The 26520-nt window shown below is 72.2% G+C and carries 28 protein-coding genes; 16 read left to right on the forward strand and 12 right to left on the reverse strand.

The features are described 5' to 3' along the window. Positions 1–121 precede the first annotated feature (121 nt). Complete coding sequence (locus tag DEU31_RS10485; RefSeq protein ID WP_010550703.1) at positions 122–607, reverse strand: pyridoxamine 5'-phosphate oxidase family protein; 486 nt, start codon at positions 605–607, stop codon at positions 122–124. 268 nt (positions 608–875) lie between these two features. On the opposite strand from DEU31_RS10485, the gene DEU31_RS10490 reads away from it, so the two are divergent. The 3 genes from DEU31_RS10490 to DEU31_RS10500 are packed head-to-tail and all read left to right on the forward strand — an operon-like array spanning position 876 to position 5222. Then, positions 876–1943, forward strand: coding sequence for a pyridoxal-phosphate dependent enzyme (locus DEU31_RS10490; protein ID WP_010550704.1), 1068 nt, complete (start codon positions 876–878; stop codon positions 1941–1943). Beyond that, positions 1936–3696 (forward strand): FAD/NAD(P)-binding domain-containing protein, encoded by a 1761-nt coding sequence (locus DEU31_RS10495; RefSeq protein WP_133677073.1) that lies wholly within the window; start codon positions 1936–1938, stop codon positions 3694–3696. The genes DEU31_RS10490 and DEU31_RS10495 overlap by 8 nt, the downstream gene beginning before the upstream one ends. After that, positions 3693–5222: an alanine racemase gene (locus DEU31_RS10500; RefSeq protein WP_133677074.1), complete on the forward strand. Its 1530-nt coding sequence runs from the start codon at positions 3693–3695 to the stop codon at positions 5220–5222. Before DEU31_RS10495 ends, DEU31_RS10500 begins: the two co-directional genes overlap by 4 nt. Positions 5223–5346: 124 nt before the next feature. On the opposite strand, the gene DEU31_RS10505 is transcribed toward DEU31_RS10500, so the two are convergent. After that, positions 5347–6249, reverse strand: coding sequence for a helix-turn-helix transcriptional regulator (locus DEU31_RS10505; protein WP_010550707.1), 903 nt, complete (start codon positions 6247–6249; stop codon positions 5347–5349). A gap of 136 nt (positions 6250–6385) precedes the next feature. Between DEU31_RS10505 and DEU31_RS10510 the strand changes: the two genes are divergently transcribed. Further along, positions 6386–7408, forward strand: a complete 1023-nt coding sequence (locus tag DEU31_RS10510; RefSeq protein WP_133677075.1) for a zinc-dependent alcohol dehydrogenase family protein — start codon at positions 6386–6388, stop codon at positions 7406–7408. A 116-nt stretch (positions 7409–7524) separates the two neighbouring features. Here DEU31_RS10510 and DEU31_RS10515 read toward each other — a convergent pair whose 3' ends face one another. Further along, positions 7525–8583, reverse strand: a complete 1059-nt coding sequence (locus tag DEU31_RS10515) for an NAD(P)/FAD-dependent oxidoreductase (protein ID WP_133677076.1) — start codon at positions 8581–8583, stop codon at positions 7525–7527. A gap of 91 nt (positions 8584–8674) precedes the next feature. Between DEU31_RS10515 and DEU31_RS10520 the strand changes: the two genes are divergently transcribed. Next, positions 8675–9241 carry an XRE family transcriptional regulator gene (locus tag DEU31_RS10520; protein WP_133677077.1) on the forward strand — a complete coding sequence of 189 codons (567 nt, stop codon included), beginning with the start codon at positions 8675–8677 and terminating at the stop codon, positions 9239–9241. Positions 9242–9281: 40 nt separating this feature from the next. Here the strand turns inward: DEU31_RS10520 and DEU31_RS10525 are convergent, their stop codons facing one another. Then, positions 9282–9992 carry a hypothetical protein gene (locus tag DEU31_RS10525; protein WP_133677078.1) on the reverse strand — a complete coding sequence of 237 codons (711 nt, stop codon included), beginning with the start codon at positions 9990–9992 and terminating at the stop codon, positions 9282–9284. 711 nt (positions 9993–10703) lie between these two features. On the opposite strand from DEU31_RS10525, the gene DEU31_RS10530 reads away from it, so the two are divergent. The 3 genes from DEU31_RS10530 (at position 10704) to DEU31_RS16815 (ending at position 11652) form a co-directional block, all read left to right on the forward strand. Further along, positions 10704–10952, forward strand: coding sequence for a 50S ribosomal protein L31 (locus tag DEU31_RS10530; RefSeq protein ID WP_133677079.1), 249 nt, complete (start codon positions 10704–10706; stop codon positions 10950–10952). A gap of 132 nt (positions 10953–11084) precedes the next feature. Beyond that, positions 11085–11357, forward strand: a complete 273-nt coding sequence (locus tag DEU31_RS10535; protein WP_010550714.1) for a type B 50S ribosomal protein L31 — start codon at positions 11085–11087, stop codon at positions 11355–11357. A 145-nt stretch (positions 11358–11502) separates the two neighbouring features. After that, positions 11503–11652, forward strand: coding sequence for a hypothetical protein (locus tag DEU31_RS16815; protein ID WP_166649472.1), 150 nt, complete (start codon positions 11503–11505; stop codon positions 11650–11652). A gap of 18 nt (positions 11653–11670) precedes the next feature. Here the strand turns inward: DEU31_RS16815 and DEU31_RS10540 are convergent, their stop codons facing one another. Then, positions 11671–12798, reverse strand: coding sequence for a GTP-binding protein (locus tag DEU31_RS10540; RefSeq protein WP_133677080.1), 1128 nt, complete (start codon positions 12796–12798; stop codon positions 11671–11673). 55 nt (positions 12799–12853) lie between these two features. Here DEU31_RS10540 and rpmB point away from each other — a divergent pair, with 55 nt between their 5' ends. Genes rpmB through ykgO form a run of 5 tightly spaced genes read left to right on the forward strand, consistent with a single transcriptional unit; the run spans position 12854 to position 13992 of the window. Continuing rightward, positions 12854–13090, forward strand: coding sequence for a 50S ribosomal protein L28 (rpmB, locus tag DEU31_RS10545; RefSeq protein ID WP_133677081.1), 237 nt, complete (start codon positions 12854–12856; stop codon positions 13088–13090). A 13-nt stretch (positions 13091–13103) separates the two neighbouring features. Then, positions 13104–13271 (forward strand): 50S ribosomal protein L33, encoded by a 168-nt coding sequence (gene rpmG / locus DEU31_RS10550; RefSeq protein ID WP_133677082.1) that lies wholly within the window; start codon positions 13104–13106, stop codon positions 13269–13271. After that, entirely contained in the window at positions 13271–13576 is a 306-nt protein-coding gene (gene rpsN / locus DEU31_RS10555) for a 30S ribosomal protein S14 (RefSeq protein WP_053917304.1), read from the forward strand. The genes rpmG and rpsN overlap by 1 nt, the downstream gene beginning before the upstream one ends. A gap of 42 nt (positions 13577–13618) precedes the next feature. After that, complete coding sequence (locus DEU31_RS10560) at positions 13619–13870, forward strand: type B 50S ribosomal protein L31 (protein WP_053917305.1); 252 nt, start codon at positions 13619–13621, stop codon at positions 13868–13870. Further along, positions 13867–13992 carry a type B 50S ribosomal protein L36 gene (gene ykgO / locus DEU31_RS10565; RefSeq protein ID WP_053917306.1) on the forward strand — a complete coding sequence of 42 codons (126 nt, stop codon included), beginning with the start codon at positions 13867–13869 and terminating at the stop codon, positions 13990–13992. The genes DEU31_RS10560 and ykgO overlap by 4 nt, the downstream gene beginning before the upstream one ends. A 222-nt stretch (positions 13993–14214) precedes the next feature. Here ykgO and DEU31_RS10570 read toward each other — a convergent pair whose 3' ends face one another. From DEU31_RS10570 to DEU31_RS10600, 6 genes are all read right to left on the reverse strand, one after another. Then, positions 14215–15396, reverse strand: a complete 1182-nt coding sequence (locus DEU31_RS10570; RefSeq protein ID WP_166649473.1) for a Gfo/Idh/MocA family oxidoreductase — start codon at positions 15394–15396, stop codon at positions 14215–14217. Between the two features lie 433 nt (positions 15397–15829). Then, a complete protein-coding gene (locus DEU31_RS10580) occupies positions 15830–16225 on the reverse strand; it encodes a hypothetical protein (protein WP_010550726.1) in 396 nt (131 codons plus the stop codon). 43 nt (positions 16226–16268) lie between these two features. Continuing rightward, positions 16269–17681 (reverse strand): serpin family protein, encoded by a 1413-nt coding sequence (locus DEU31_RS10585; RefSeq protein WP_133677084.1) that lies wholly within the window; start codon positions 17679–17681, stop codon positions 16269–16271. 367 nt (positions 17682–18048) lie between these two features. Then, positions 18049–18990: a carbohydrate ABC transporter permease gene (locus tag DEU31_RS10590; RefSeq protein WP_010550728.1), complete on the reverse strand. Its 942-nt coding sequence runs from the start codon at positions 18988–18990 to the stop codon at positions 18049–18051. Next, the gene (locus DEU31_RS10595; RefSeq protein ID WP_010550729.1) at positions 18987–19871 is read right to left on the reverse strand and encodes a sugar ABC transporter permease; all 885 of its coding nucleotides are present in this window, start codon (positions 19869–19871) and stop codon (positions 18987–18989) included. Before DEU31_RS10595 ends, DEU31_RS10590 begins: the two co-directional genes overlap by 4 nt. After that, positions 19868–21202 carry an extracellular solute-binding protein gene (locus DEU31_RS10600; protein ID WP_010550730.1) on the reverse strand — a complete coding sequence of 445 codons (1335 nt, stop codon included), beginning with the start codon at positions 21200–21202 and terminating at the stop codon, positions 19868–19870. Before DEU31_RS10600 ends, DEU31_RS10595 begins: the two co-directional genes overlap by 4 nt. 423 nt (positions 21203–21625) lie before the next feature. On the opposite strand from DEU31_RS10600, the gene DEU31_RS10605 reads away from it, so the two are divergent. From DEU31_RS10605 to DEU31_RS10615, 3 genes are all read left to right on the forward strand, one after another. Continuing rightward, the gene (locus DEU31_RS10605; protein ID WP_133677085.1) at positions 21626–23323 is read left to right on the forward strand and encodes a sodium:solute symporter family protein; all 1698 of its coding nucleotides are present in this window, start codon (positions 21626–21628) and stop codon (positions 23321–23323) included. A gap of 20 nt (positions 23324–23343) precedes the next feature. Next, positions 23344–23673 carry a hypothetical protein gene (locus DEU31_RS10610; protein WP_133677086.1) on the forward strand — a complete coding sequence of 110 codons (330 nt, stop codon included), beginning with the start codon at positions 23344–23346 and terminating at the stop codon, positions 23671–23673. A gap of 153 nt (positions 23674–23826) precedes the next feature. Continuing rightward, positions 23827–25365: a carboxypeptidase gene (locus tag DEU31_RS10615; RefSeq protein ID WP_133677087.1), complete on the forward strand. Its 1539-nt coding sequence runs from the start codon at positions 23827–23829 to the stop codon at positions 25363–25365. 95 nt (positions 25366–25460) lie between these two features. Here the strand turns inward: DEU31_RS10615 and DEU31_RS10620 are convergent, their stop codons facing one another. Beyond that, complete coding sequence (locus DEU31_RS10620; protein ID WP_010550734.1) at positions 25461–26498, reverse strand: hypothetical protein; 1038 nt, start codon at positions 26496–26498, stop codon at positions 25461–25463. Between the last annotated feature and the right edge of the window lie 22 nt (positions 26499–26520).

Below are 26520 nucleotides of genomic sequence, written 5' to 3' on the forward strand. Positions count from 1 at the left end.
GCTCCCGTCGGCCGAGCGCGGACCGCCCGATGGCGCGGGGTGGGGCCGCCCGGGCCGAACACCCGGCCGCCCGTGTCGACACCTCCCGCTCCGAGGACGCCACGGCTCGGACTCTCAGCGCTCAGAGATCTGTGGTCGCGGTGCCGCCGGCAGGTCGGTCCCCGGTCAGTCGCGCCCTCACGATCTGTGCGACCGCGGCGACCTTCCCACCCGGCACGCCCCAGTACTGCGCGGAGTCCCCGGAGAACCGCAGCAGGCCCAGGTTCTCGTCCTCGGGCCCTTCCGGGAAGTAGGCCTCGGCCGCATCGGTCCAGAGAGCCCGGATCCGAGCGCGGTCGTCCTCGAACACCGCCTTCCCGGCCACCGAGAGCCAGGTCCCTCCCTCTGCCACCGCGAGGTTCACGGCCGATCCCTGCCTCAGCGCCTCGGCATGCCCGCTGTCGAGGCCCACGAAGAACAGCACGTCCACGTCGTCGCTCACCTCCTGGATCGTCATCGGATGGGAGACCAGCGCACCGTCCCGGAGCGCGGTGGTCAGCATGACCAGCTCCGTCCCTCGCAGGATGCGCACGACGTCGCTCTGTCCGAACTCCTCGATACCGTTCATGGCGTTCCTTCCGATCGTGGTGGCTGCGCCATCGCGGCCATTCACCGCATGACGACTCGCGACCACTGCAACGTACCCGTCTCCGCTGCGGGAGGAGGGCTGCCGACCGTTCGGTTCCTCGCCGACCCTCGCGACACCGGTTCGTCGTGCGTCCCGCCACCGCTCCGAGCTGGGTCGATGCAGTGTCCGGGGTGTGCCGACCGATCCGGTGGAGCGCACCTGGCCGAAAGAGCCCTCGGTCGGTGCGAGGTGCCGTAACGTGCAGCGGATGAGCACCACTCTCGAAGGCTCCGGCGCGTGGCGCCCTCAGACGACGGGCCGCGAGTCGATCGCGGTCGGGGTCTCCGCCGCGATCGGCCGAACGCCGCTGGTCCGCCTGGACCGGCTCTTCCCGGAGTCCGGCATCGAGGTCCTGGCCAAGCTGGAATCCGCCAATCCGGGAGGCAGCACCAAGGACCGGCCTGCGCTGGCGATGGTGCGCGATGCCGTGGCCTCGGGCAGACTGCGCCCAGGCGGCACGGTCGTCGAGTCCAGCTCGGGGAATCTCGGTGTGGCTCTGGCGCGAGTGTGCCTGGAGCACTCTGTGCGCTTCGTCTGCGTGGTGGACTCGCGCACGAACGGGACCGCCGTCGCGGCGATCCGGGCCCTCGGAGGACGCATCGAGATGGTGACGGACCCCGATCCGGAGACCGGCGACCTCCTCACAGCTCGACTGCGTCGCGTCGAACGACTCCTCTCGGAGATCCCGGGGGCCGTGAACCTCCACCAGTACGGCAACCCTGCGAACCCGGCCGCCCATGAGGACGGGACCATGCGGGAGATCGCCGAAGCCACCGGCCACCGGCTCGACGTGCTGATGGCCGCGGTGAGCACCACCGGCACCCTCGCCGGATGCAGCGCGTACCTCCGACGCACCTCGATGGACACGACCACAGTCGCCGTGGACGCGGAAGGGAGCGTGCTGTTCGGAGGGGCCGCAGCCCCTCGCCCTCTGCCCGGTCTCGGCGCCGGAGTGGTCACGGACATCTCCCGCACGGTCGACCCGGACCGGGTCGTCCGCGTCAGCGGGCTCGACTGCGTGGTCGGCGCGCGACTTCTCGCCGAGCGCGAGGGCATCCTCGCCGGCGCCTCGACGGGAGGCATCGTGCACGCGCTGGGAACCCTCGTGTCGGACCTCGCCCCTGGGAGCCGGGTGGCCCTGATCGTCCACGACAGCGGCGTCCCCTACCTCGGCACCGTCTACGACGACAGCTGGGTGCGCACGACGCTGCACGCCGGTCCCTCCGACGTCGCCACCGCGACCACGGCCCTGCAGACCCTCGCCCGCCGTGGTTGATGGCGCTCCGGCGGGCGATCAGCCGCTCTCCCTGGCCGTCGTCGGCGACGGCCCCAAGGCGCTGTTCGCGCTCGAGGAGCTGTGCGCCCAGCTCAGCGACGCCGCACGCCACGACTCCCTCCGAGCCCTCGAGATCACCGTGGTCGCCCCGGGACCGGTCGAGGGGACCGGCGCCGCCTACGACGTCACCCAACCGCACTCCCTCCGACTCAACGTCGACGCCGCTCTGCTGGACGTCCCGGCAACCGGGACGAGCCCGTCGTTCCGCGACTGGGTCGCCGCAGCTCATCCCACCCTCGTCTCCGCGACCTACCCGCCGCGCGCCGTGGTCGGCGAGTACCTCCATGCGCGGTGGCGCCGGGTGCTGGCGGACATGGCCCGGACCGGGGTGACGGCGAGGACCGTGAGCGATCGCGCGGTGTCGCTCCGGCGCACGGCCGGGGCTTGGGAGATCGTGACCGCGAGCCACGGCGCGCTCCCGCCGGTGGAAGAGATCCTGCTCGCCACCGGACATGCCGCGGAACACTCCGGTGCCCTGGCCCGCACCTGGTCCTCGACCATCCCGCTGCGTCCGGCGGTGCTGCCCGCCGCGGAGATGCTGGGTTCTCATGACGTCCCGCCCGGCGCGCGGGTGGCGCTGCGCGGCAGCGCCCTGACGTTCATCGACGCCGCCCTCGTGCTCACCCTCGAGCGCGGCGGGCGCTTCACCCCGCGCGCCGACGGCGTCCCCGGCCTCCTCCACCGGCGCGGCTCCGAGGAGCCGCTGGTCCTCCTGCCCACGGCGCGCCACGGCCGCCTCCTGGACGCGAAGCCCGACCCTCGGCTCCCACTGCCGGCCGGGGTGAGCCGTGCCGTCGCCGAGGGAGCTCGACGCCTGGGCTCCACCGAACGGACCGACGTCGGCCCCGACGCCGTGATCGACCTCGTCCTGGACGTCGCCACGGCCGCCCTCGCTGCGACGGGGACGGATCCCCACCTAGTGCGAGAGGCGGTCGAAGGCGCACTGGCCTCGGGATCCGACCCGGATCTGCACCGCGGACCGGGCCACGCCGAGGACGCCCTGCGACGGAGCGTGGAGATCGGCCGAGGCGGACGGGCCCCCGGCCCCGCATGGATCCTCGGACGCGTCTGGGCAGGGCTCTACCGCCCCCTCACGCTCGCGGTCCGCGGTTCCGCGGCCCCCGCCGAGGAATGGGCTCGCTTCCGTCGGGCCTCCCAGGTGCTCGAGAGGTTCGCGTTCGGCCCTCCCCTTGAGGTCGCGGAGATGCTGCTGGCCATGATCGGGTCCGGGGCGCTGGACCTCTCCTGGGTGGACGCCGGGGCCCGGATCACCGCGTCGGGCATCGAGGGCGCCCCGCTCGGTCACGCCCCTCCGGACGTCGTGGTCGATGCCGTGCTGGCGCCGCCGGGGATCGTGGGGATCCTCGACCCGCTCTCGCGAGCATTGGTGGACCAGGGGCTGGTGGAGGTGCGACCGGCACGCCGCGGCGCGGCCGTGGATCACGACGGCACTGCGCTCGCCGGGGACCGTCCCGGCGGCCGGAGCCAGCGGCAGGAGGGCCTCGCCCTGCTCGGGCGCCCGACGGAGGACCACGTCATCGGACACGACACCCTGAACCGGCACCTCCACGACGAGCCCCGTCTCTGGGCGGCGCGGATCACCTCGAGACTGCGCCGCACCGACGCCGGCCCCTCGGCCCCTCCCCGACCGACCACGACCACCACCCCCGAGCGGAGAATCGGTTCGCGATGACCAGACCTGCCCCCTCTTCCTCGACCGCTGCGGACCCCACCGCCGATCATCCGCCCGGCGACACCGAGGCCCTGCGACGCCGCTGCGGCGGGCTCCCCCCGCTCAGCGCCCGTCTCGAGCCGTGGATGCGAGAGCTGCTGGCGGATCGTCGGGCCTGCTCCGCACTGATCGAGGAGTACGGCAGCCCGGTGAACGTCCACGAGTTCTCGGCCCTGGCCCGCAACGCCTCCGAGCTGGAGTCCGCGGCCGCCCGTCACGGCGTGCCGCTGAGGATCTTCGTCGCGCGCAAGGCGAACAAGACCCTGGGCCTGGTCGAGTCCGCCAGACGCGCCGGTCACGGGGTGGACGTAGGGAGCCACCGGGAGCTGTCCCAGGTGCTCGACCAGGGGTACGCGCCCGAGGACGTCGTGGTGACCGCCGCTGTGAAGCCACCGGAGCTGCTGCGCCTCGCCCGCGACACCGGTGTCGTGCTGGTGCTCGACAACCTCGACGAGGCCGAGGCTTTCCTGCAGGTCGCAGCGGAGAACAGGACCGGTGGGCGGCAGCCCGTCGCGCTCCGCCTCGCACCGACCCCGACCAGCGGCATCGCCCCCACACGATTCGGGGAGTCCGCGGCGACCTGGCAGCACTGGGCCGATCACGCCCGGACCTCCGCCGCCGGCCTCAGGATCGACGGAGTCCATTTCCACCTCCACGGCTATGCCGCGCAGCACCGCGCCCTGGCCCTCGACGAGGCGCTCCGTCTCGGCGATGCGCTCCGCGACCTCGGGCACGACCTTCGATTCATCGACATCGGCGGGGGCGTCCCGATGTCCTATCTCGACGACGCCGGTCAGTGGGACGCGTTCTGGACAGCGCACGATGCGTCGACGAGCGACGGCGCCGACGCGGTCACGTGGCGAGGAGAGCCCCTGCGCCAGGTCTATCCGTATCACCAGGAACCGGTGCGCGGGGAATGGCTCGAACAGGTGCTGGGCACACGGCTCCCCACCGGGGAGACCGCAGCCGTCGCGCTGAGGGAGCGGGGTCTGGAGCTGCGCTGCGAACCCGGCAGATCGCTGCTCGACGGATGCGGCCTGACGCTGTCCCGCGTCGTGCAGCGCACTACGACCAGCGATGGGGTGCCGCTCGTCGGGCTCGAGATGAATCGGACCCAGTGCCGATCCACGTCGGACGACTTCCTCGTCGATCCGCTGCTGGTCCCCGGCGACGGTCCACGCTCTGCGCCGCTGCACGCGTTCCTCGTCGGGGCGTACTGCATCGAGGCGGAGCTGATCCTGCGTCGACGGCTCGACTTCCCGCAGGGTGTCGCGATCGGTGACCTCCTCGCCTTCCCGAACACTGCCGGGTACCTGATGCACATCCTCGAGAGCGCGTCCCACCAGATCCCGCTGGCCTCGAACGTCGTCCTCGGTCCCCGAGGCCCCCGCCGCGACGCCATCGACGCCGTCTCCCCGCTGCGGCCATGGGCCCAGGAGCCCGCCCCCGCGGCCGAGCGGGCAACCGGATCCGCCGCGGCCAACTGACTCGTCACGCGACGCGGCTCGGCGGCCGGCCCGTGACTCCCCGCGCCGGCCGCGGGGGCGGATGGCGTACTCGCAGGTGAGCGCGGCGCTGACGCAAGGACGCTCGAACAGCCCACCTGGCGGACTATGCCTCCTGCTCGTCCCGCGCAGGCCGCAGATCCTGCTCTGATGCCGCCCAGCTGGCGAGCAGACGCAGGCGCTCGGCGCTGGTCGAGCCGGGCTCGGCGGTGTAGACGAGCATCACCCGGCCGGGCTCGGCGGTCACCGCGAGCTCCTCGTAGGCGAGCTCGACCTCCCCCGCCACTGGGTGGACGAAGCGCTTGGTGCCGGAGCCGTGGGTGCGGACGTCGTGCGCTCCCCAGAGCCTGCGGAAGGTCTCCGAGCAGGTGGACAGCTCCCCCACCAGCTCCTGCATCACCGGGTCGTGGGGGTCGCGCCCGGCCTCGGCGCGCATGATCCCCACGCACATCTCGGCGAACCGCTCCCAGTCCGGGTAGAAGTCGCGCGAGGCGGGATCGAGGAACTGGAAGCGGGCGAGGTTGGGCACCCGCCCGCCGGCACCCTCCTCCCCCAGCAGCGGGGAGTAGAAGGCGCGGCCCAGCGCGTTGACCGCGACCATGTTCTGGTGCTGATCGCGCACGAAGGCGATCGCACCGGTCAGCGAGTCCATCATCCAGCGGGTGCCCTCGCGCACGGGTGCGACCCCGCAGCTGCGGGGTCTGCGGGTCCGGCCCGAGGTGGGGATCCCGTCGGCCGCGCGGGCGAGGTCGAGCAGGTGACGCCGCTCGGTCTCGTCCATCCGCAGCGCGGTGGCGAGCGCATCGAGCACCGCGGCGGAGGCGCCGGCGATCGCGCCGCGCTCGAGCTTCGCGTAGTACTCGACGCTCACCCCGGCGAGCTCCGCGACCTCGCTGCGGCGCAGCCCCGGCACGCGGCGGGACCCGCCCGCCGGCAGCCCCGTCTCCTGCGGCGTGACCTTCGCGCGGCGCGACATGAGGAACTCGCGCACCTCGGCTCTGTTGTCCATGGCGTCACGATAGGCCGCCGCCCCCCGCCGCGCCCGTCGTGGAGGGCGCCCTGTCGGTACACCCCTCGCCAGGGACTCCCCCGCGTGCCGAGCAGGGCGTGGAATGGTCCGCGTCCCGACCAGAAGGAGAACCCCCATGCGCGCAGTCATCATGCACGCCCCCGGCGACGTCCGCGTCGAGGAGCGCGAGGACCCGCAGATCATCGACCCCACCGACGCCGTCATCCGCCTCGCCGCCACCTGCATCTGCGGCTCCGACCTGTGGCCCTACCGCGGCGCCGACACCCCCGACCATCAGCACATGGGCCACGAGTACGTGGGCGTCGTCGAGGAGGTCGGCGACGAGGTGAGCACCCTCGAGGTGGGCGACTTCGTGGTCGGCTCCTTCGTGATCTCCTGCGGGACGTGCGAGATCTGCCGGGAGGGGCACCCCTCCCGCTGCGTGCACGCGATCTTCGTCGACGGGCAGATCGGCACCCAGGCCGAGAGGGCCCGGATCCCCTTCGCCGACGGCACCCTGGTGAAGACCCCCGGCATGCCCGACCCGGACCTGATCCCCTCGCTGCTGGCCGCCTCCGACGTGCTGGGCACCGGCTGGTTCGCGGCCGACGCCGCCGGCGCCGGACCGGGCCGGACCGTCGCCGTGGTCGGAGACGGCGCGGTGGGCCTGATGGGCGTGCTGGCCGCCCGGCAGATGGGCGCCGAGCGGATCATCGTCTTCAGCCGTCACCCCGAGCGGCAGGCCCTGGCCCGCGAGTACGGGGCCACCGACATCATCGAGGCCCGCGGCGACGAGGGCGTCGCGGCGCTGAAGGAGCTCACCGGCGGGCTCGGCGCGCACTCCACGATCGAGGCAGTCGGCACCCAGGAGTCGATGATGCAGGCGCTCCGCGCCACGCGCCCCGGCGGCGCGGTGGGCTTCGTGGGCGTCTCCCACGACGTGCAGATCCCCGGGGACGAGCTGTTCTTCTCCGCGGTCCATCTCCACGGCGGGCCCGCCCCGGTGCGCCGCTACCTGCCCGAGCTGATCGACCTGATCTGGCGTCGCGAGATCGATCCGGGGAAGGTCTTCGACCTCACGCTCCCGCTGGAGGATGCAGCCGAGGGCTACGCCGCGATGGACGAGCGCCGCGCGACGAAGGTGCTGCTCACACTCTGAGCAGCAGGGCGGTGGAGCGGCGACGGGGCGACCTCCCGTCGCCGCTCCCGGCCGTCGCGTGGCCCCGGCCATCGCACGGCCATCGCCCCTGGGCCTCCTCCGCCCCGGGGCCTCGCTCAGCCCTGCGGGGCGAGCGCGGCGACCGCCGCGTCGGCGTCGGCCATGACGAGCGCGCCGTGCAGGTGCGCGCCGGCGAGCGCCCCGGCCGCGGCGGACGCCCCGACCTGCGCGGTGGGGTCCGCGGCGTTCCCGGCGACCCACACGCCGGGCACCTCGGTGGTGCCGGCCTGGCCGGTGGCGACCTTCTGCCCCATCCCGGCGGGCAGCTCCTCGAGGGCGAGCCCGAGGCCGTCCAGCCCGTCCAGGCGCGGGGTCATCCGGGTGCCGGCGGCGAGCACGGAGCGCGCGACCACCTCGCCGCTCGCGAGGCGGACACCGGTGATCCCGCCGTCGGGCCCGGCGAGGACCTCCTGGATCTCGGTCTCGTGCACGGTGACGCCGAGCGCGGCGAAGCGCTCGCGGGCGGCGGGGTCGAACTCGACGCCTGCGGCGAAGACCTCGACGTCCTCGCTCAGCGCGCGGAACATGAGGGCGAGATGGGCATGGAAGGGCAGGCTCGCGATCACGCCGATCGCCCGGTCGCGCACCTCGTAGCCGTGGCAGAAGAGGCAGTGGACGAGGTCGTGACCCCAGTGCTCGGCGAGGCCGGCGATCTCCGGCAGCTCGTCGAGGATGCCGGTGGCGACCAGGACCCGGCGCGCGGTGAGGGCGCGCCCGTCGGCCAGGGTGATCTCGAAGCGCAGGTCCCCGTCGGCCGACGGGTCGACGGCGCGGGCGGAGGCGACCTCGCCGCGGACGACGAGCCCTCCGTACTGCCGCACCTCGGCCCGGCCCCGGGCGAGGAACTCACCGGGCGGGGTGCCCTCGTTGCCGAGCAGGCCGTGGATCCCCTCGGCGGGGGCGTTGCGCGGGTGGCCTGCGTCGAGCACGACGACGCTGCGGCGGGAGCGGGCGAGCATGAGTGCGCCGTTCAGCCCGGCGGCGCCGCCGCCGATCACGACGGCGTCGATGAGCGTCTCGGGCAGCGGGTCGGAGTGCGCCGGGTCAGCGGCGAACGGGCCGGTCTTCGTCGTCTCGGGCAGGGCGGGGGCGGCGTGCTGGTCATGGCCGGTCATGGCGGGGTCCTCTCGGTCGGGTGCTGCGCCCCTCGGCGGGGCGATGCCTCCACCCTGGACCGGCTTGCCTCGCCTGCATACACTCTTGCTCATGTCGCAAGGAACGGCGGAGCTCGACGACCTGGTGCGCAAGAGGCTGCGTGCGCTGCGTCTCGCCCAGGGGCTCACGCTCGACGATCTCGCCGGCCGCACCCACCTGAGCGCCTCGACGCTCTCGCGGATCGAGAGCGGCGGGCGGCGCCTGGCCCTGGACCAGCTGGTGGACCTCTCGCGCGCTCTGGACACGAGCCTCGACGAGCTCGTGGCGATGCAGGGCGCGCAGGTCGTCTCGAACCCGGTGAAGGACCACGGCATGGACGCGCTGCGCTGGCAGATGCGCCGCTCCCCCGACACCGTGATCCTGCGCCGACGGGTCGTGGACCCGCCCCCGGATCCCGCGCGGATGCGCGCCCACACCGGCCAGGAGTGGCTGGTGGTGCTCTCGGGGACGCTGATCCTGCAGCTCGGCGCTCAGCGCCATCGCATCACCCAGGACCAGTCCGCCGAGTTCGACACCCTGGTCCCCCACGCCTTCGGCGCCGAGGGCGGTCCGGCCGACGTGCTGCTGATCGTGGATCGGGCCGCCGGCCGCGGCCACCACGACGAGGACGGCGGGTGACCCGAAGGCCACCCGCCGTCACGCTCAGCCGTCGAGCAGCTCAGACCGCTGCGACGAAGTACGTGCCGGAGGTCAGGAAGCCCTCGACGCTGAACGCACCCGAGCCGACCGCCTCCTCGGGGATGAGGAAGGCCATGGTGCCCTCGGCGGTGCCGCCGTCGTAGAGATCGCCGACGTCCATGAAGTCGCCCTCGAGGACCACGGAGGCCTCGTCGTAGGACCGACCGTCCTCGGCGACATAGGAGATGTAGAGCTCGATCCACGGGGTGATCGACTCCGGTCCGGTGTACTGCACCGTCACCGGGACGGTGATGTAGACCTGCCCCTCGGGCGCCTCCTCGTTGAACATGTTGGCCTCGGCGATGGCGCTGTTCGCATCCCAGGTGACGTTGCCGAGGGTGACGGACATGGTCCCCCCGCTGGTCTCGATCGCGATCGCGTCGGTGACCGGCTGTGCGGGATTGTCGCGCGAGGTGCCGACCTCGGGGGCCGACGCGGGCTCGGAGGTGTCCTCCTCCGCGGCGTCCTCCTCGACAGCCTCCTCCGCCTCGGCGTCCTCGACGGCGGTCGCGGTCGTCACCGGATCGCCGGCGCGCACGCCGTCGTCGCTCGAGCCCGACGACGCGACCAGGGCGACGCATCCGCCGAGGCCGAGCAGACCGATCAGCAGGAGGACACCGCAGCCGACGACGAACCAGATCCAGGTCCGCTTCTTCCGCGGGGGCTCGGGGTGGCCGCCGGGACCGCCCACCGGACGGAACTGCCCGTCACCGTACGGTCCCGCCGGATTCGCCGAGGCAGGGTACGGAGATCCCTGGGCGGGATACGGGGAGCTCGCCCAGCTCGGCGATCCACCGGCCGGCGTCGCGCCGAAGCGCGGCTGCCCCTGAGGGTGGGAGTTCGGCGACCCCGGCATCGGCTGCTGCGGGTCACCCGGGAACTGCGGGGGCATGGACACTGTCATCACCTGTGCCGCGCGGCGCACGGCACCCTTTCGTATTGAGGCCCCGACACTCCGAGGCAGATGGATGAATCTTCGCCCATCTCACCGACAGTCGAGCTCGAAAAGACCCCGCACCACGGAGTGCCGTCTGTGCAGTCGCTCACCACATCGGCCCGCCGCCCCACTGCCACGGAATAAACCCCTGGACATCCCCGTTGACCACCCCGTAGCGTGCATAGCTCCGGATGATGGCCCCAGCCGTCGCCGGATGTGCGAGCCTCCCGGCCGGACCCGCCATGACGGCGGCGCCCCGGCCCTCGCACCGCGTGCAGCGCGAGCAGCCCGCCCCAGCGGGCGCCGCGAGCACCCCGCCATCTCGCAGCGGCATCGACAGCCTTGCGCGGCGGGACACGGATGCCTCGCTCCGCCCCGGCGGAGCTGCCGCACGCACACCCTCCCGGCACCGTGCCGGACACAGACATCACGTCGGCCGCGCGCCGACATCGAAGGAGAAGCACCATGACGACCACCCGAAATCAGCACCATCGACCTCAGCCCCATCTCGTCGTCTTCCGCGACCAGAGCGCCGGGCTGCGCTACCTCTCCCGCTCCACCCGCACCTCGGAGCACTCCACCACCTGGGAGGACGGGAACGTCTATCCCGTCATCGAGGTGGACCTCTCCTCCGCCGCGCACCTGGCGCGCACCGGAGGCCGTGCCGTGCAGGAGGAGCAGGCCCGACGCACACTCGTCGGTGCCTCCGCCTGACCTTGCGCGGCGCCCGTCGCCTCACGGCGGCGGGCGCCGCGACCAGCTGCGGCAGCCGGCCGGGCCCCGTGGGAATACGCGAACGCCCTGCGTCGTTGACTCTTCAGCCATCGACGCGGTGAGGAGATCGCCATGCAGAAGAACATCCACCCTCAGTACCGACCCGTCGTGTTCCGGGACCGGAGCGCCGGGGAATCCTTCCTGACCAACTCGACTCGCACCTCGGACAAGTCCGTGACCTGGGAGGACGGCCGGGAGTACCCGGTGATCGACGTCGAGGTCTCCTCGGCCTCGCATCCGTTCTGGACCGGTCGCGGCACCGTGCTGGACACCGCCGGGCGCGTCGAGCGCTTCCGCCGCCGCTACGCCGACAAGGTGCTGCCGGCGAGGACCGCGACCGCCTGAGGACCCCCGCACCGCCCCGACGGGCGGCGCACCCGCACATGCTGAGAGCCGTGACCCGGCGCCGACGAGCAAGCTCGTCCGGCCCGGGTCACGGCTCTCGTCGTCGGCGGGACCGTGCGACCGGACTCGCCGCCAGCAGCGCGGGGTGCTGGTCCCGGCCAGGCACGTGGCCTGGACGGGTGCGGTGTGCACGGCGCTGCGGATCGTGGTGGCGGCGGTGAGCGTGGGAACGCTGCTCACCCTCGTGGTCCTCACCCACCGCAGCCGCGCCCGACGCACCGTCACGGCAGCCTGAGCACACCCATGGGCCCTCTCACACCCTGGCGTCCCGCTCCCCGAGCCAGGGTGCGAGGGGGTCCTCGGCGCCGAGCCACGGTGCGAGGACTCGCGCCCATTCCTGCGGGGTGAGCAGGCTGCGGGCGAAGGCGTCCCGCACCCGCGGCAGGTCCTCGGGGTCCTGCCCGGTGACGACGAGCCGCGTGGTGGGCAGCTCGGAGTCGGTCCGCCAGACGGCGCCGATGGAGACCTGGCCACCCGCGCCGTCCCACTGGCAGATGCTGTCCGGGCGGTCCGGCACCCAGAAGCGGCCGCGCCCGCGCAGGCGCCCGCCGCCGAGCGCTTCGATGTTCTCGAGCAACCGGCCCGGATGGAAGGGCCGCTCGCAGAGCAGGTCGAGGGTCCAGGTGCCGTGGTCGGTGGGGCCGCCGTAGGGCTCGACGTACCGCGCGTCGCGGCGACGCAGACCGGCAGTGTGGTCGAGCCGGCCGCCGAGCACGTCCTGCACGGTCGCGACGAAGGGGTCGTGGAGGAGCCGCTGCTCGGGGGCGCGCAGGTGCTCGACGAGCTCGGCCCCGGCGCCGTCCGCGTCGCCGGAGAGCACGAGCAGGTCGGAGTACTCGAGCTGGGCGGCGAGCGCCTCGCCGACGGAGCGGGCGTCGCCGTCGGCCCAGCGCAGCCCGCGCTCGGCGAGCGTCGCGTCGCCCAGGAGGTCCTCGGAGGCGGTGCCGGCCGCGGCGAGCGCGACCGCGGAGGCGAGGTGCCAGGCGTCCTCGTGGGGACGCAGCGTGCCCGCCACGATCGACGGGTCGGCGCTCAGCGGCGGGGCGAGCAGGATGCCGGCCGCCCCGGGGAGCCCGGCGAGGCGGGCGAGGGTCGGCACGGCGTCCTCGCGCATGGCGCAGGAGACGCAGGGGTGGGCGAGGTCGACCAGCTCGTCCTCGCGCACCCCGTCGGCCGCGACGACGAGGCGACGCAGGGCGGAGGAGTCCTCGACGACCTCGTAGCGCAGGGCGAGGAGCCCCTCGCCGTCCAGGAGGAGGCTCGCCACCAGGGCGTCGCGCAGCACCTCGTCGAGCGCCGTGACGACGGCGACAGGGCGGGAATGCCGAGCCCCCGGGAGGGGTTCGGGGGAGACGGGCATCGAGGAGCGGCTCTCGGGCATGGGTCCTGCACTTCCTGCTTGACGATAATCATTCTCATTATTAGTATCGCTGCCCATGTCCCAGCGCTGTCAAGTCACCGGAGCGGCCCCCCGCTTCGGGAAGTCCGTGTCCCATTCGCACCGCCGCACCTCGCGACGCTTCGACCCCAACGTGCAGACGAAGAGGTTCTTTGTCCCCTCGCTCGGTCGGACCGTGCGCCTGCGCGTCTCCGCCCGGGGGCTGCGCACCATCGACCGCCGCGGGATCGAGGCGGTCGTCGCCGAGATCCGCGCCCGCGGAGAGAAGATCTGAGAGGAAACCCCTTATGGCCAGGAAGAACGACATCCGAGGCGTCATCAAGATGCGCTCCACCGCCAGCACCGGATACACGTACATGACCACCAAGAACCGACGGAACACCCCCGACCGGCTTGTCGCGCGGAAGTTCGACCCCCGCGTGCGCGAGGTCGTCGAGTTCCGCGAGGAGCGCTGATGGCGAAGACCTCGAAGATCGCCGCCGACGCACGGCGCCGCGAGACCGTGGCCCGATACGCCGAGCAGCGTGCGGCCCTGAAGCGGACGATCAAGGACAAGCAGGCGACCACCTCGGAGAAGGTCATCGCCCGACGCGCCCTTCAGCGCCTGCCGCGCGATGCGAGCCCCACCCGACTGCGGAACCGCGATGCGATCGACGGCCGTCCGCGCGGGTTCCTGCGCACCTTCGGGCTCTCCCGGGTGCGCTTCCGCGAGGCCGCCCACCGCGGCGAGCTGCCGGGCGTGACGAAGTCCAGCTGGTGAGCTCCGGCTCGCCCCACCCCATCCTCTGAAGGAGGACATCCCATGAAGCCGTCCATCCATCCCGACTACCGGCCCGTCGTCTTCCGCGACGCGAGCGCCGACTTCTCCTTCCTCACCCGCTCCACAGCCACCTCGGAGCGCACCATCACCTGGACCGATGGCCAGGAGTACCCGGTCATCGACGTGGAGGTCTCCTCCGCCTCGCACCCCTTCTACACGGGGCAGTCCAAGGTGCTGGACACCGCCGGTCGCGTGGAGCGCTTCCGCCGCCGCTACGGGCAGGCGACGCGATGAAGGTCCGCTCCTCGCTCCGCTCCCTCGCCGCCCGCCCCGGCGCCCAGGTGGTGCGCCGCCGCGGCCGGCTCTACGTGATCAACAAGAAGGAGCCCCGTTTCAAAGGCCGGCAGAAGGGGTAGGTGCTTCGACGAGCGCCTCGGTCGTCCGGGGCGCGAGCCGCCCCGCCATCACCCGGTAGCCCTCCGGCGTGGGGTGCAGCTGGTCGCCGAGCAGGTGCACCTCCTCGGCGGTGATGATCTCGGTCCCGTCGACGGCCGTGAGCAGCGGGTCCTCGGCCGGGAACAGTTCCGCGCCCCGAGGGGCGATCCCCCGGAGGCGGCTTGCACCGGGACCGCGCGACCTCAGACCTGCCCGCCGTCGAAGTACTCCCTGATCTCGTCCGCCACCGGCGGCACCTCGAGCGGCACGCCACCGGAGCGGATCGACTCCGCGCCGCGCACCCCGGTCGCCACCGCCTCGCGGGCCGCGATCACGGAGACCTCGGTGCGGCCGCCGCTGCGGGCGAAGCGCAGGAACTCGGCGACGAGGCTCGGGTCGGCGCCGCCGTGGCCGCCCTCGGCGCGGGCGATCACCTCGACGTCGTCGGGCCGGCCGGGCCCGGAGCGGCGCGAGGTCCACAGGTGGATCTGGTCGCCGGCGCCGTCGCCCATGTTCTCGATCCGTCCGGCGTCCCCGATCACGGTGTAGTTCCGCCAGTAGTCGGGGGTGAAGTGGCACTGCTGGTAGGAGGCGAGCACTCCGTTGTCCAGCGTCATCTGCAGCATCGAGATGTCCTCGAGGTCGACGACGGGGTTCAGCTCCTTCTGCGCGGTGGGCGGCCAGATGTCCTCGTCGTACCACTCCCCCATGCGGCGGTCCGAGTTGTCGCGGCGGTCGGTGATGCCGCCGTAGACCGCGAGGTCACCGATGCCGGAGACGCGACGGGTGGAGCCGCCGGCGAGCCAGTGGATCACGTCGATGTCGTGGGCGCCCTTCTGCAGCAGCAGGCTCATGGCCTTCTCCCGCTCGGCGTGCCAGTCCTTGAAGTAGAAGTCGCCGCCGGCGCCTACGAAGTGGCGGCACCAGATCGCCCGCACCCTGCCGATCCGGCCGGAGTCGACGATCGCCTTCATCTGCCGCACCACCGGCATGTGCCGCATGTTGTGGCCGATGTACAGCCGCGCCCGCTTCTCCTTCGCGATCTCGAGCATCGCGTCGGCGTCCTCGAGGGAGATCGCCATCGGCTTCTCGCAGAAGGTGGGGATCCCGGCGGCGAGGGTCTGCCGCGCGATGCCGGCGTGCGCGAAGTCGGGGGCGAGGATCATCACCGCGTCGACCTCGTGCTCGGCCAGCAGCTCCTCCACGGAGCGGGTGGTGGCGACTTCCTCACCGAAGCGATCGCGGGCGAGCGCGCGGCCGCGCTCGGCCGGGTCGGCGACGACGGTGACGCGGGAGCCCTCGCCGGGGCGGTGGGCATGGGAGGCGAGATCGGAGCGGGCGCCCATGCCGATCACGCCGATGCGCAGGTCAGGGGTCGAAGTCACGGGGATCAGCTCTCCTCGGTGGTGGGGTGGGCGTGGGGGGGCACGTCCGAAATGGTGCGACTCGGCGAGCGCGAAGCGCGTCGGCCGACGTTCGAGGTCCAGCAGCAGCACCTCGTTGCGGCCGGCGCGCAGGAGCGGGGCGGGGACGTAGAGCGTCTGCTGGGGCGGCGCAGGCGGTCCCGCCACTGCGCGGGGTGGACGCGGAAGTAGTGCAGCGCGCCGGAGACGTTCATGTGCGGCTCCCCGTGACGGAGCAAGCCCTCGGAGGTGGGGGTGAGCGCGGCGGGCATCCTCGTCGATCCTCTCGGCGGTGAATCGGTTTTCGCCAGTCTGTCAGCCGACGCGCGTGGGCGCGAACCGCTCCGGCGCATCAGCCCTCCCGTCGGCCCGCTGCTTCGGGCCCGGACCCGGCCGGAATCAGCCCCGGTCGGGCTCAGTCCCCATCGGACAGTTCTGACAGGAGCGCCTCCATGCGCTCCTCACGGGTGTCGCGCAGCGCGCGGGCCCAGGCGGGGTAGAGGAAACCCGGCAGCGGCAGCGGGGCGGTCAGGCAATAGAGCATCGGTACGACCAAGAGCCCCATCGCGCCGACGACGAGGAGGCGCAGGGCGTTCCACTCGGGGATCGCTCCGACCGCAGCGACGCAGAGCAGCATCGCACCGGCCGTCGGCAGGCCGAGGAGCACACTGCGCTCGGCCTGCCAGTCCTCCGACCAGGGATCCATCCAGCGGCTCATCAGCACCGGCCTGCCCACCCGGAACCACAGCGAGAGCGCGATCATCAGCGGGCCCGCCAGACCGACGACAAGGGGCACCACCAGGTCGTTCATGGACGACATCCTCGCAGACAGGGAGGAGAACGCCGGCCCGCCCTCATCTCGTCTGCCGCGGATCCCCGACCCAGCCGGCGACCAGCGGCGCGCGGGTCGTGCGCTCATAGGCCACGAAGAGGAACGGCCGGTCCAGGACGAGCTCCTTCGGCTCGGCCGGGGCCGCGGTCGTGCCGGCGATCGCCGCGGTCGCGGCCGCGGCCTCCATGCCCTCCTCGTCGACCGTGATCACGGCCTTCTGCAGGATCTCGGTGATCACCAGGTCCTCCGCGGCGGTGATGCCGGAGAGGTCCGCCGCCTCGGAGAACACGTCGGTCATCCCGAGGCCCTGCAGCACCGCCACCAGGGAGGAGTCCCAGGCGATGTCGAAGGGCGGCACGGCGAGGTCGACCTGCTCGGAGGAGTCCTCGAGCCCGTCGAGCAGCCCGCCGAGGCCCGCCGCGGGTGTTCCCGCGACCTCGGCCCAGGCGTCCATCGTCTCGCCGATGCTCCCGGCCGGCTGGACCAGCGCGAGGGCGAGCTCGCCGCCGGCGGCCTCGAGCACGGTAGCGCGGCACACCGAGTCCTCGAACCAGGCGGAGCTGCTGCCGTGGAGCAGCTCGACGGAGAGCTCCTCGCCCTCGTCCGTGGTGAAGGTGCCGCCGCGGCGCTCGAGCGGGCTGGGCCAGGCGGCCTTCAGATGCAGGGCGTTCACGAGCACGGCGCGGGTGCGGTCGGAGAGGGCCTGCTCGGGCACGAGGTCCTCGATGAGGCCGTTCGTCTGCTCGGCCACCCAGTCGTTGATCCGCTCTCGGCCCTTCTCGCGCGCCGCCTCGTCGAGGACGTCGATCTGGAACACGCCGCTGCCGAACCATTCGGCGAGGCCGTCGAGGAATCCCTGCTCGACCGCCATGTCCTCCTGCAGCCAGGTGCTGCTGACGAGGGAGGCGACGGCAGGCTCCGGCCCCTCGGGATCATCCTCCTCCCGGGCCGCGTCCCCCACGGCGGCGAGCACCGCGGAGAGCGTGTTGGCGGTGGTGGCAAGCTCGTCGACGGTGCCGCCGAGCACCTCCTCCATCTGGGCGCGGGTGTCTCCCGCAGCGCCCAGCGCGGCCATGGTCAGCACGGTCTGCGCCGAGAGCGGGGAGCAGACGGCGTTGACCGGCTCGCGGTCGATGCCGGAGAGCAGGTGGGCGGCGAAGGGGACGACGCGCCGGCCGAGCCCGTCCGTCTCGCCGGGCTTCCGACGGGGCAGCTCGGCCACGAGGTCGGGTTCCATGTCGTCGCCGACGATCCCTTCGAGCGCGCCGCAGCCCGACAGCCCGGCCCCGGCCAGGGGCAGCGCCGCCGCCGCGGTGAGGACGGAGCGTCGGGGCGGGGCGTGGACGGAGCGCCGCCGCGGCGGGGAAGGGAGCCGGTCGGCGGCCGGCGCGGGGCGTCGGGCGGGGACGGGGGCGGGGCCGCGGGAGGAGCTCATCCCTCCATCCAAGAGCACCCGGGGCCGTCCCGCCACCGTGTGCGGGAAACCGGCGTGCCGGAAAAGTGGCGGACGGGTCGCGCACCGACACCGCCGTGCCACAGGGCCGGGCGGGGCCGCGGAGGGGCACAGCCGCGTCACGTGGCGGCCGCCGAAGGGGCGGACGGGCGCTCGGCAGCACGACGTGGCATATATGGCACGTCGTGCTGCCAGGAGCCCGCGCGGTCACCTCCGGGGCAGCGCAGTGCAGGGCGGCGAAGGGGTGCGGGCGGCGACGCCCGACGGGAGAGCTCTGGCACGAGAAGGGCGGCACGCGCCGGCGCATCTGCCGGTGCGTGCCGCCCTCGCTGCGGGACTGTCCGGTGGATCAGCCCTTGACGGAGCCCTCGGTGAGGCCGCCGCGCCAGAAGCGCTGCAGCACCAGGATGAGGATCGCCAGCGGGATCACCGACAGCAGCGCGCCGCCGGTGGTGAGCTGGAAGAACTCCGGCAGGCGATCGGTCTGGGCCCGCCAGTTGTCCAGGCCCAGGGTGATCGGGTACAGCTTCTCGTCGGCCAGCATGACCAGCGGGAGCATGTAGTTGTTCCAGATCGCGATGAACTGGAACAGCAGGATCGTCACGATCGCGGGCGTCAGCTGCGGCAGCGACAGGCGGTGGAAGAGTCCGATCTCGTTCACGCCGTCCAGACGACCCGCCTCGAGCATCTCGTCGGGCACCGCGGCGCCCGCGTAGATCGAGGCGAGGAAGAGCCCGAAGGGGCTCACCAGCGAGGGGATCAGCACCGCCCAGTAGGTGTTGGTGATCCCGATCGAGCTGAACAGGAAGAACAGCGGCAGCGCCACGGCCGTGCCGGGCACGAGCACGCCGCCGAGGACGAGCCCGTAGACGAGGCCGCGGCCGCGGAAGCGGTACTTGGCCAGGGCGTATCCGGCGGCGACCGCGAAGTAGGTCGCGAGCACGGAGCCGACCCCGGAGTACAGGATCGAGTTCAGGGCCCAGCGGGGGAAGATCCCGCCGTTGGCCGTGAGCACGGACTGGAGGTTCTCCCACAGCTGGAAGGTCTCGCCGAACCAGAACCCGCTGGTGCCGAAGAGGTCCTCGGTGGACTTGGTGGCGTTGATGACCACCCAGTACACCGGCACCAGGAAGTACACGGCGACGATCGCGAGGATCGCGGTGACGATGATCGTGGTGGTGGGCTTGCGGCCCGCGTCGCGGCTTCCCGCGCGGCCGTCGCCACGGGCGGCCCTGGCCGCGTTGCCGAGCGGCTTCGCGCGGTGGGTGGGTGCGTTGTCGGTGGTGCTCATCGGCGCTTCTCCATCCAGTTCGAGATCCCCAGCGCGAGGGCCGAGAACAGGAAGGCGGCGACCGCGATGATCACGGACTGCGCCGCGGCCATGCCGATGTCGTTGTACTGGAACGCGAAGGCATAGGCGGACATGTTCGGGGTGTACTCCGAGGTGATCCCCGCGCTCATGGTCTGCAGCAGGCGCGGCTCGGCGAACAGCTGCAGGGTGCCGATGATCGAGAAGATGATCGTGAGCATCAGGGCGGGGCGGATCAGCGGGATCTGGATCGAGCGGGCCACCCGGAAGGAGCTCGCCCCGTCGATCTTCGCGGCCTCGTACAGCTCGCCGGGGATGGCCTTGAGCTGCGCGACGATGATCAGCATGTTGTAGCCGGTGTAGGTCCAGGTGACGATGTTCGCGATGGACCACAGCACCATGTTCGGGCCGAGGAAGTCGACGGTGATGCCGACGGCGCCGAGCACGTCCACGATCGGGGACAGCCCCGGGATGTAGAGGAAGGACCACAGGATCGTGGCGATCACGCCGGGGATGCCGTAGGGCAGGAAGTAGGTGGCGCGGAAGAAGCCGGGCCACTTCGCCGAGGCGCTCTCGAGCAGCAGGGCGAGGAGCGTGGCGGCCACGATCATCACCGTCACCTGCACGACGCCGAACAGGACCATCCGCCCGATCGAGGCGATGAAGTTCGCGTTCGTCAGCGCGGCGATGTAGTTCTCCAGGCCGGCGAAGACGCTGTCCACACCGGCTTCGCCGAGCAGGCCCAGGCGCTCGACGCGCGTGAAGCTGTAGCCGATCGCCATGATGATCGGGACGATCATGGTCCCGATGAACAGCACCAGGAACGGTGCCAGCAGCAGCCAGGGGGCGCTCTTGCCCTTCATCGTGCCTCCTCCGCGTTCAGACCGATGGTGCGCATGATCTCGACGATCTCCTTCTGCGCATTGGCGAACATGTCCGCGAGCGGGACCTCGCCGGTGACGGCGGTGGTCATGCCGTCGCCGATCAGGGCCTGGGCGCGCTGCATGAGCGGCGCCCAGGTCCAGTCGAGGTTCTGCCCGGCGGCCATCGGGACGATGACCTCCTCGTTGTAGTTCTGGCCGGAGAAGAACTCGCTGGGCTGCTGCCGCTTCTCGCCGATGTAGTCGGCGGCGGGCGACCAGCCGATGCCGGAGTACTCGATCATCGCGTCGATGCCGGCGGGGTCGGTGCACATCCAGGTGAGGAACTCGAGCGCCTCGGCCGGGTGCTTCGAGTTGGCGAGGATCGCGGCGGCGGAGCCGCCGTGGCCGCCGGAGGCGTAGCCGTCGGGCCAGGTGGGCATGGGCGCGACGGCCCACTTGCCGGAGCCGCCGGGCACGGTCTCGTTCAGCGCGTCGGACCACGAGCCGCTGATCGAGGCGAGCACGTTCCCGTCGGCCGCCGCGGCGTACCAGGGGGTGGTGTAGGAGCCGTAGCCGGTGCCGACCAGGCCCTCGCCGAAGATGCCGTCCCAGAACTCGGCGACGCGCATCGAGGCCTCGTCGGTCATGTCGACGATCCAGCCGTCGCCCTCGGGCCGGAACCACGCGGCGCCGGACTGCATGACCCAGCCGATGGGGTGGGAGCCGTCGGAGGGATCGAGGCTGATGATCTGCTTGCCGGCCTCGGAGACGATGCCGGCGGTCTCGCGGAACTCGTCCCAGGTGGAGGGGAAGGTCAGGCCCAGCTCGCCCTCGAGCACCTCGCGGTTGTAGAAGCTCGCCATGGGGCCGGTGTCCTGCGGGACGCCCCAGATGTTCTCGCCCACCTTCGCCTGGCTGATCGCGCCGGGGTCGAAGGCGGACTCGTCCTCGTCGAAGCCGTAGCGGCTGAGGTTCACCAGCGCGCCGGCGAGCGCGAACTCGGGGATCTGGCGCAGCTCGACCTGGGCGATGTCAGGGCCTCCGCCCGCGGCGACCGCGGAGAGGATCTTCGCGTAGCCGCCGGTGTTGCCGCCGGGGATCCAGGTGGCGTCGACCTGGATGCGGTCCTGGGAGGCGTTGAAGACGTCGAGGACCTTCTGCAGGTCCTTCAGCCAGGCCCAGTACGTCAGATGGACCTTGCCGTCAGCGGCAGGGATGGTCGGCTCGGCGTTGACCTCGCCGGGGTTGGGCGGCGCACAGGCCGCGAGGCCGGCGGCGAGCGCCGCACCACCTCCGACCAGCGCCGATCGTCGTGACAAGCGGGGGTTCATCGCAGGTCATCACTCCTCGTCCTTGAGTGCACCGCGGTCGCGGGCGTGATGTGCTCGGGGGCACAAATACATCGTGAACGTTCACGACCCGTTTGTCCACCCCGGGGCGCGAGCGGCGCGCGATCGCCGCACGGGCGAGCTCGCGCCCGACGAGGATGCCGCATCGTCTACCGTTGGTCAATATTCGTGGGAACTGCGAGGACGCTCCCGACGGGCGAGCGCACGCCGACCTGCGCGCCCTGGCCGCACCACCGCCAGCGTGTCCCACCTCACTCCCCCGCCGCGGCGCCCGTCGGGCGACGGGAACACGCGGCACCCCGGTGGTAACGTCCCCCGTCGGCGCCACGGCGGCGCTGTTCCCCGCCCGCGCGCCACCTCCTCCTCGACGTCGCGGCACGCCTCCTCGTCGCAAGGAGACCCTTCATGGTCGACCTCAGACTCGACGCGCAATGGATCGACTACGCGATCATCGCGCTCTACTTCGTCTTCGTCCTCGGTGTGGGCTGGTACGCCAAGCGCGGTGTCTCCACCTCCATCGAGTTCTTCCTCTCCGGCCGCTCGCTGCCCGCCTGGGTCACCGGCCTCGCCTTCGTCTCCGCCAACCTCGGCGCGGTCGAGATCATGGGCATGTCCGCCACCGGCGCCCAGTACGGCATGCCGACGATGCACTACTTCTGGGTGGGCGCGATCCCCGCCATGCTGTTCCTCGGCGTGGTGATGATGCCCTTCTACTACGGCTCGAAGGTGCGCAGCGTCCCCGAGTTCATGCGCATGCGCTTCGGGAAGGGTGCGCACCTGGTCAACGCGATCTCCTTCGCGGTCGCACAGCTGCTGATCGCGGGCGTGAACCTCTCGCTGCTGGCCACGATCGTCAACCGCCTGCTGGGCTGGCCGATGTGGGTGGGCCTCGTGCTCGCCGCCGCGTTCGTGCTCTTCTACATCACCGTCGGCGGCCTCTCCGCCGCGATCTACAACGAGGTGCTGCAGTTCTTCGTGATCGTCGCGGCGCTGCTGCCGCTGACGCTGATCGGCCTGCACCGCGTGGGCGGCTGGTCCGGGATGAAGGAGCGCATCGCCGGGGACGGGATGCTCGGCTCCGAGCAGCTGCACTCCTGGCCCGGCCAGGCCCTCTCCGGCTTCGACTCCCCCGTGCTGTCCGTGATCGGCATCGTGTTCGGCCTGGGCTTCGTGCTCTCCTTCGGCTACTGGACCACGAACTTCGTCGAGGTGCAGCGTGCGATGGCGTCGAAGTCCATCACCGCCGCGCGGATGACCCCGATCATCGGCGCCTTCCCGAAGATGTTCATCCCCTTCATCGTGATCATCCCCGGCATGATCGCCGCGGTGCTGGTCGGGGAGCTCACCGAGTTCAAGCAGCTCGACCACGCGGGCGACGCCTCGGGCGCTGCTGCGACGGGCGTGAACTACAACGACGCGCTGCTGCTGCTGATGCGGGACGTGCTCCCCAACGGCCTGCTCGGCGTCGCCATCGCGGGCCTGCTCGCCGCGTTCATGGCCGGCATGGCCGCGAACATCTCCGCCTTCAACACGGTGATCTCCTACGACCTCTACCAGCAGTACGTGAAGAAGGACGCGCCCGACGACCACTACACGAAGGTGGGCCGGATCGCGACCGCCGCGGCCTGCGTCATCGCGATCTTCACCGCGCTGATCGCCGCGCAGTTCTCCAACCTGATGGACTACCTTCAGACCCTGTTCGGCTTCTTCAACGCGCCGCTGTTCGCGACGTTCATCCTGGGCATGTTCTGGAAGCGGATGACGCCGACGGCCGGCTGGACGGGCCTGGTCGCGGGCACCCTCTCGGCCGTGATCCTGTGGGGCTCCTCGACCTTCCTCGGGGTCTTCTCCCTGCCCGGCCAGGGCCTCGCGTTCATGAGCGCGGCGACCGCGTTCGTGGTCGACATCGTGGTCTCGGTCGCCGTCACCCAGATCACCGCCCCGAAGCCCGCCCACGAGCTCAAGGGACTGGTCTACTCGGAGACGCCGAGGGCCGATCTGGTCGACCCCGAGGAGAAGGACATGCCCTTCTGGCGCCGCCCGGTGCCGATGGCGGGCATCGCCCTGGTCCTGGTCATCGTCCTGAACATCGCGTTCGCCTGAGCGGACGGAGGAGAGAAGCAATGAGCACTTCCGAGGAGAACACCCCCGCCGGGGCCGATGTCCCGGCCGACGCGACCGTGCAGACCGCCGGCGCGTTCGACATCCGCAACTTCATCGGCACCCTGCTGGGCCTGTTCGGTCTGATCCTGGTGATCATGGGCCTGGTGGCCTTCTCGCCCGACGAGGCGGCGAAGACCGACGGGATGAACGCGAACCTGTGGGCCGGCCTGGCGATGCTCGTCGTCGGCGTGCTGTTCGTGGTCTGGACGAAGCTCGACCCGATCCGGATGGTCGTGCGGGACAACGAGGACGGCGCCGAGGAGCCCCACGACATCTCGGCCCTGGACTGATCCCGCCGCCGCGTCCGCACGAAGGGGACGTGAGCGACACGCTGCGCGGCTGAGCTCCGCGGCGTGCCGCTCACGTCCCCTTTCTGCAGGAGGCCCCGCGCAGCGGGCCCGCGTAGCATCGAGCGCGATGCCGCATCCGACGAAGGAGTTCGTGTGAACGACCAGTCCGCCGCCCCCAGCACCTCCCCCGCGACCGGCAGCAGCCCGGGTTCCGATGCCGACCGGGCCGCCCCCGAGGACCGCCTGGTCACGACCCTGCACAGCCTCGCGCTCGAGGACGGGCCGCTGAACTACACGGCGACCGCCGGCACCGTGGTGCTGCGCGAGGAGCCGGACGGCGAGGAGTACGGCCGCGGCAGGCCCTATGCGGAGCTGTTCTCCGTCTCCTACGTCGCGACGTCCCCGGGCGAGCAGCCCCGCCCGGTGGTGTTCGCCTTCAACGGCGGCCCCGGCGCCTCGACCGTCTGGCTGCACCTGGGCCTGCTGGGCCCGCGCCGCGTCGACTCGGGGGACGCGGGCGCCCCCGCCGCTCCCCCTCACCGCCTGCTGGACAACCACGAGACGATCCTGCGCGACGCCGATCTCGTCGTGGTCGACGCGATGACCACTGGCTTCTCCCGCCCCGCGCCCGGGCAGAAGCCCGACCGCCATCACGGCCTCGCCGCGGACCGCGACCTGATCGCCGCGTTCGTCATCGACTGGCTGACCCGCAACGACCGCTGGACCTCCGAGGTCCATCTCGCCGGCGAGTCCTACGGCACCACCCGCGCCTCCGCCGTCGCGGCCCGGCTGCTGGACCGCTACTACCTCGCCGTCGCCGGGATCGTGCTGATCTCGCCGGTGCTGGACTTCGGCACGATCGTGTTCTCCCCCGGCAATGACCGTCCCTACCTCCACTATCTGCCCACCTATGCCGCGCTCGCGCACGCCCACGGCAAGCACGAGGACCGGCTGCTGCAGGACGTGGTCGACGAGGCCGAGGCCTTCGCCGAGCAGGAGTACCCGGCGCTGCTCGCGGCGGGGCTGCGGCTGGACCCCGCGCAGAAGCAGGAGGCCGCGGCCCGGATCGGCGCGCTGATCGGCGTGGACCCGGACTGGGTGGAGCGCGCGGACCTGCGCGTCGAGCACCAGGCCTTCCTCGCCGAGCTGCTGCGGGACGAGGGCCTGGTGACCGGCCGGATCGACGGCCGTTTCACGGCGCCCGCCGGGGCCGGCAACGCGGCGCGGATGGAGACCGATCCGTCGATCGACCAGCTCGCCCCGAGCTACACCGCGGCGATCAACCACTACCTGCGCGGGGAGCTCGAGTTCTCCGCCGACGTGGTCTACGAGATCATGTCCGGGCGCGTGCACCCGTGGAGCTACAAGGACTTCGAGAACCGCTCGGTGGAGGTCGCCTCCGATCTCGCCCGCGTGCTGCGCAAGTCCCCGCACACCCGGGTGCTGGTCTCCCACGGCTATCACGACGCGGCGACCCCGTTCCACGCCAGCGAGCACGTGCTCGCCCAGCTCGCGATCCCGCGCGAGGACTACTCGGAGCGGATCCGGGTGGAGTACTACGAGGCGGGGCACATGATGTACTGCCACGAGCCGAGCCGCCTCGAGCTCTCCGCCCACCTGCGCGAGTTCATCGCCGGGGCGGGCGGCACGGAGGACGACGGGGAGGCCCGAGCGACGACTGTCGCAGGCTGAGGGTCGGCTGCCACCGGCTGAGGGCCGACGGGCCGGGCCCCGGGACCGCTCGACCCCGCGCCGCCGCCGGACCTGCCGGAGGCACCGCCGACGGGTCAGCTCTCGGAGCCGGTCGAGCCCGATCCGCTGCCCGAGGCACCGCTGCCGGAGCTCGCACTGCCCGAGGAGCCGCTCCCGGAGGCGCCGCTCTCGGACGAGCCGCTCCCGGAGGCGCCGCCGTCCTGGCCGCCGCTTCCGGAGGAGCTGCCGCCGGAGGAGCTGCCGTCGCCGCTCGTGCCGCCGCCCTGCCCGGAGGTGCCGTCGCCGGTGGTGCCCTCCTCGGCGGATCCGTCGCCGGTGGCGCCCTCCCCGGTCGTGCCGTCCTGCTGCCGCGGGTCGACGGTGGTGCCGTCCTGCTCACCGATCCCGTCCTGCTCACCGGTCCCGTCCTGCTGCCCGGACCCGTCCTGCTGCTCCGTGCCGTCCTCGCCGGTGCCGTCCTCGGACGTCCCGTCCTCGGTCGTGCCGCCGGAGTCCTCGCGCGGGGTCACGTGCTCGGTGCCGGTGACGGAGCGCTGGATCTCGCCGGTGCCCGGGGAGAGCTCCGTGCCGGTCAGACGCTGGATGCCGAACACAGCGGCCATGCCGATCAGGGCGATGACCACGCTCATCAGGGCGATCCTCCCGATCCGTCGGCCGCGACCCGGCGTCTTCCCGGAGGCGCCGTCCGCACCGGCCCGGTGCTCGGACGCCCCGGCGACGACCGTCCCGACGGCGCCGTCCTCGCCCGCACCGCGGCGCGTGCGCGAGGAGTGGACCTCCCCGCCCCGGCCGCGGGACTGCGCCTTCTCCCCCGCCTTGGCCTTGACCTGCTTGAGCCTGCGGGCGGTGCCGTTGACGGAGTCGGTGTAGAAGGCGACCACGGCCGCGGAGATCACGGAGGTGATCGCGGCACCGAGCACGGTGCCGCTGATGCCGAGCTGGCCGCCGATCACGGAGGTGGTCGCCGCGGCGGCGCCGCCGGCGAGCAGGCCGGGCACGGAGAGGCTCTTGACCTCCGATGCCGAGGCGCCCGCGCCGTCCTCGACGGGCGGGGCTTCGGGGCCCTGCGGGGAGTGAGGAGGCACCGGGGAGGAGGGCGGGGTGGAGCTCATGGCCCCACGCTCCGCACCATGC

This window comes from Brachybacterium sp. AG952, from assembly GCF_004362645.1.
GTDB classification, from domain to species: Bacteria; Actinomycetota; Actinomycetes; order Actinomycetales; family Dermabacteraceae; genus Brachybacterium; species Brachybacterium conglomeratum.

Excerpts from the sequence above, each read along its gene's own strand:
- DEU31_RS10485 (WP_010550703.1), bottom strand. The coding sequence starts at position 607 with ATGAACGGTATCGAGGAGTTCGGACAGAGCGACGTCGTGCGCATCCTG.
- DEU31_RS10490 (WP_010550704.1), top strand. The coding sequence starts at position 876 with ATGAGCACCACTCTCGAAGGCTCCGGCGCGTGGCGCCCTCAGACGACG.
- DEU31_RS10500 (WP_133677074.1), top strand. The coding sequence starts at position 3,693 with ATGACCAGACCTGCCCCCTCTTCCTCGACCGCTGCGGACCCCACCGCC.
- DEU31_RS10505 (WP_010550707.1), bottom strand. The coding sequence starts at position 6,249 with ATGGACAACAGAGCCGAGGTGCGCGAGTTCCTCATGTCGCGCCGCGCG.
- DEU31_RS10510 (WP_133677075.1), top strand. The coding sequence starts at position 6,386 with ATGCGCGCAGTCATCATGCACGCCCCCGGCGACGTCCGCGTCGAGGAG.
- DEU31_RS10515 (WP_133677076.1), bottom strand. The coding sequence starts at position 8,583 with ATGACCGGCCATGACCAGCACGCCGCCCCCGCCCTGCCCGAGACGACG.
- DEU31_RS10520 (WP_133677077.1), top strand. The coding sequence starts at position 8,675 with ATGTCGCAAGGAACGGCGGAGCTCGACGACCTGGTGCGCAAGAGGCTG.
- DEU31_RS10530 (WP_133677079.1), top strand. The coding sequence starts at position 10,704 with ATGACGACCACCCGAAATCAGCACCATCGACCTCAGCCCCATCTCGTC.
- DEU31_RS10535 (WP_010550714.1), top strand. The coding sequence starts at position 11,085 with ATGCAGAAGAACATCCACCCTCAGTACCGACCCGTCGTGTTCCGGGAC.
- DEU31_RS10540 (WP_133677080.1), bottom strand. The coding sequence starts at position 12,798 with ATGCCCGAGAGCCGCTCCTCGATGCCCGTCTCCCCCGAACCCCTCCCG.
- rpmB (WP_133677081.1), top strand. The coding sequence starts at position 12,854 with ATGTCCCAGCGCTGTCAAGTCACCGGAGCGGCCCCCCGCTTCGGGAAG.
- rpmG (WP_133677082.1), top strand. The coding sequence starts at position 13,104 with ATGGCCAGGAAGAACGACATCCGAGGCGTCATCAAGATGCGCTCCACC.
- rpsN (WP_053917304.1), top strand. The coding sequence starts at position 13,271 with ATGGCGAAGACCTCGAAGATCGCCGCCGACGCACGGCGCCGCGAGACC.
- DEU31_RS10560 (WP_053917305.1), top strand. The coding sequence starts at position 13,619 with ATGAAGCCGTCCATCCATCCCGACTACCGGCCCGTCGTCTTCCGCGAC.
- ykgO (WP_053917306.1), top strand. The coding sequence starts at position 13,867 with ATGAAGGTCCGCTCCTCGCTCCGCTCCCTCGCCGCCCGCCCCGGCGCC.
- DEU31_RS10580 (WP_010550726.1), bottom strand. The coding sequence starts at position 16,225 with ATGAACGACCTGGTGGTGCCCCTTGTCGTCGGTCTGGCGGGCCCGCTG.
- DEU31_RS10585 (WP_133677084.1), bottom strand. The coding sequence starts at position 17,681 with ATGAGCTCCTCCCGCGGCCCCGCCCCCGTCCCCGCCCGACGCCCCGCG.
- DEU31_RS10590 (WP_010550728.1), bottom strand. The coding sequence starts at position 18,990 with ATGAGCACCACCGACAACGCACCCACCCACCGCGCGAAGCCGCTCGGC.
- DEU31_RS10595 (WP_010550729.1), bottom strand. The coding sequence starts at position 19,871 with ATGAAGGGCAAGAGCGCCCCCTGGCTGCTGCTGGCACCGTTCCTGGTG.
- DEU31_RS10600 (WP_010550730.1), bottom strand. The coding sequence starts at position 21,202 with ATGAACCCCCGCTTGTCACGACGATCGGCGCTGGTCGGAGGTGGTGCG.
- DEU31_RS10605 (WP_133677085.1), top strand. The coding sequence starts at position 21,626 with ATGGTCGACCTCAGACTCGACGCGCAATGGATCGACTACGCGATCATC.
- DEU31_RS10610 (WP_133677086.1), top strand. The coding sequence starts at position 23,344 with ATGAGCACTTCCGAGGAGAACACCCCCGCCGGGGCCGATGTCCCGGCC.
- DEU31_RS10620 (WP_010550734.1), bottom strand. The coding sequence starts at position 26,498 with ATGAGCTCCACCCCGCCCTCCTCCCCGGTGCCTCCTCACTCCCCGCAG.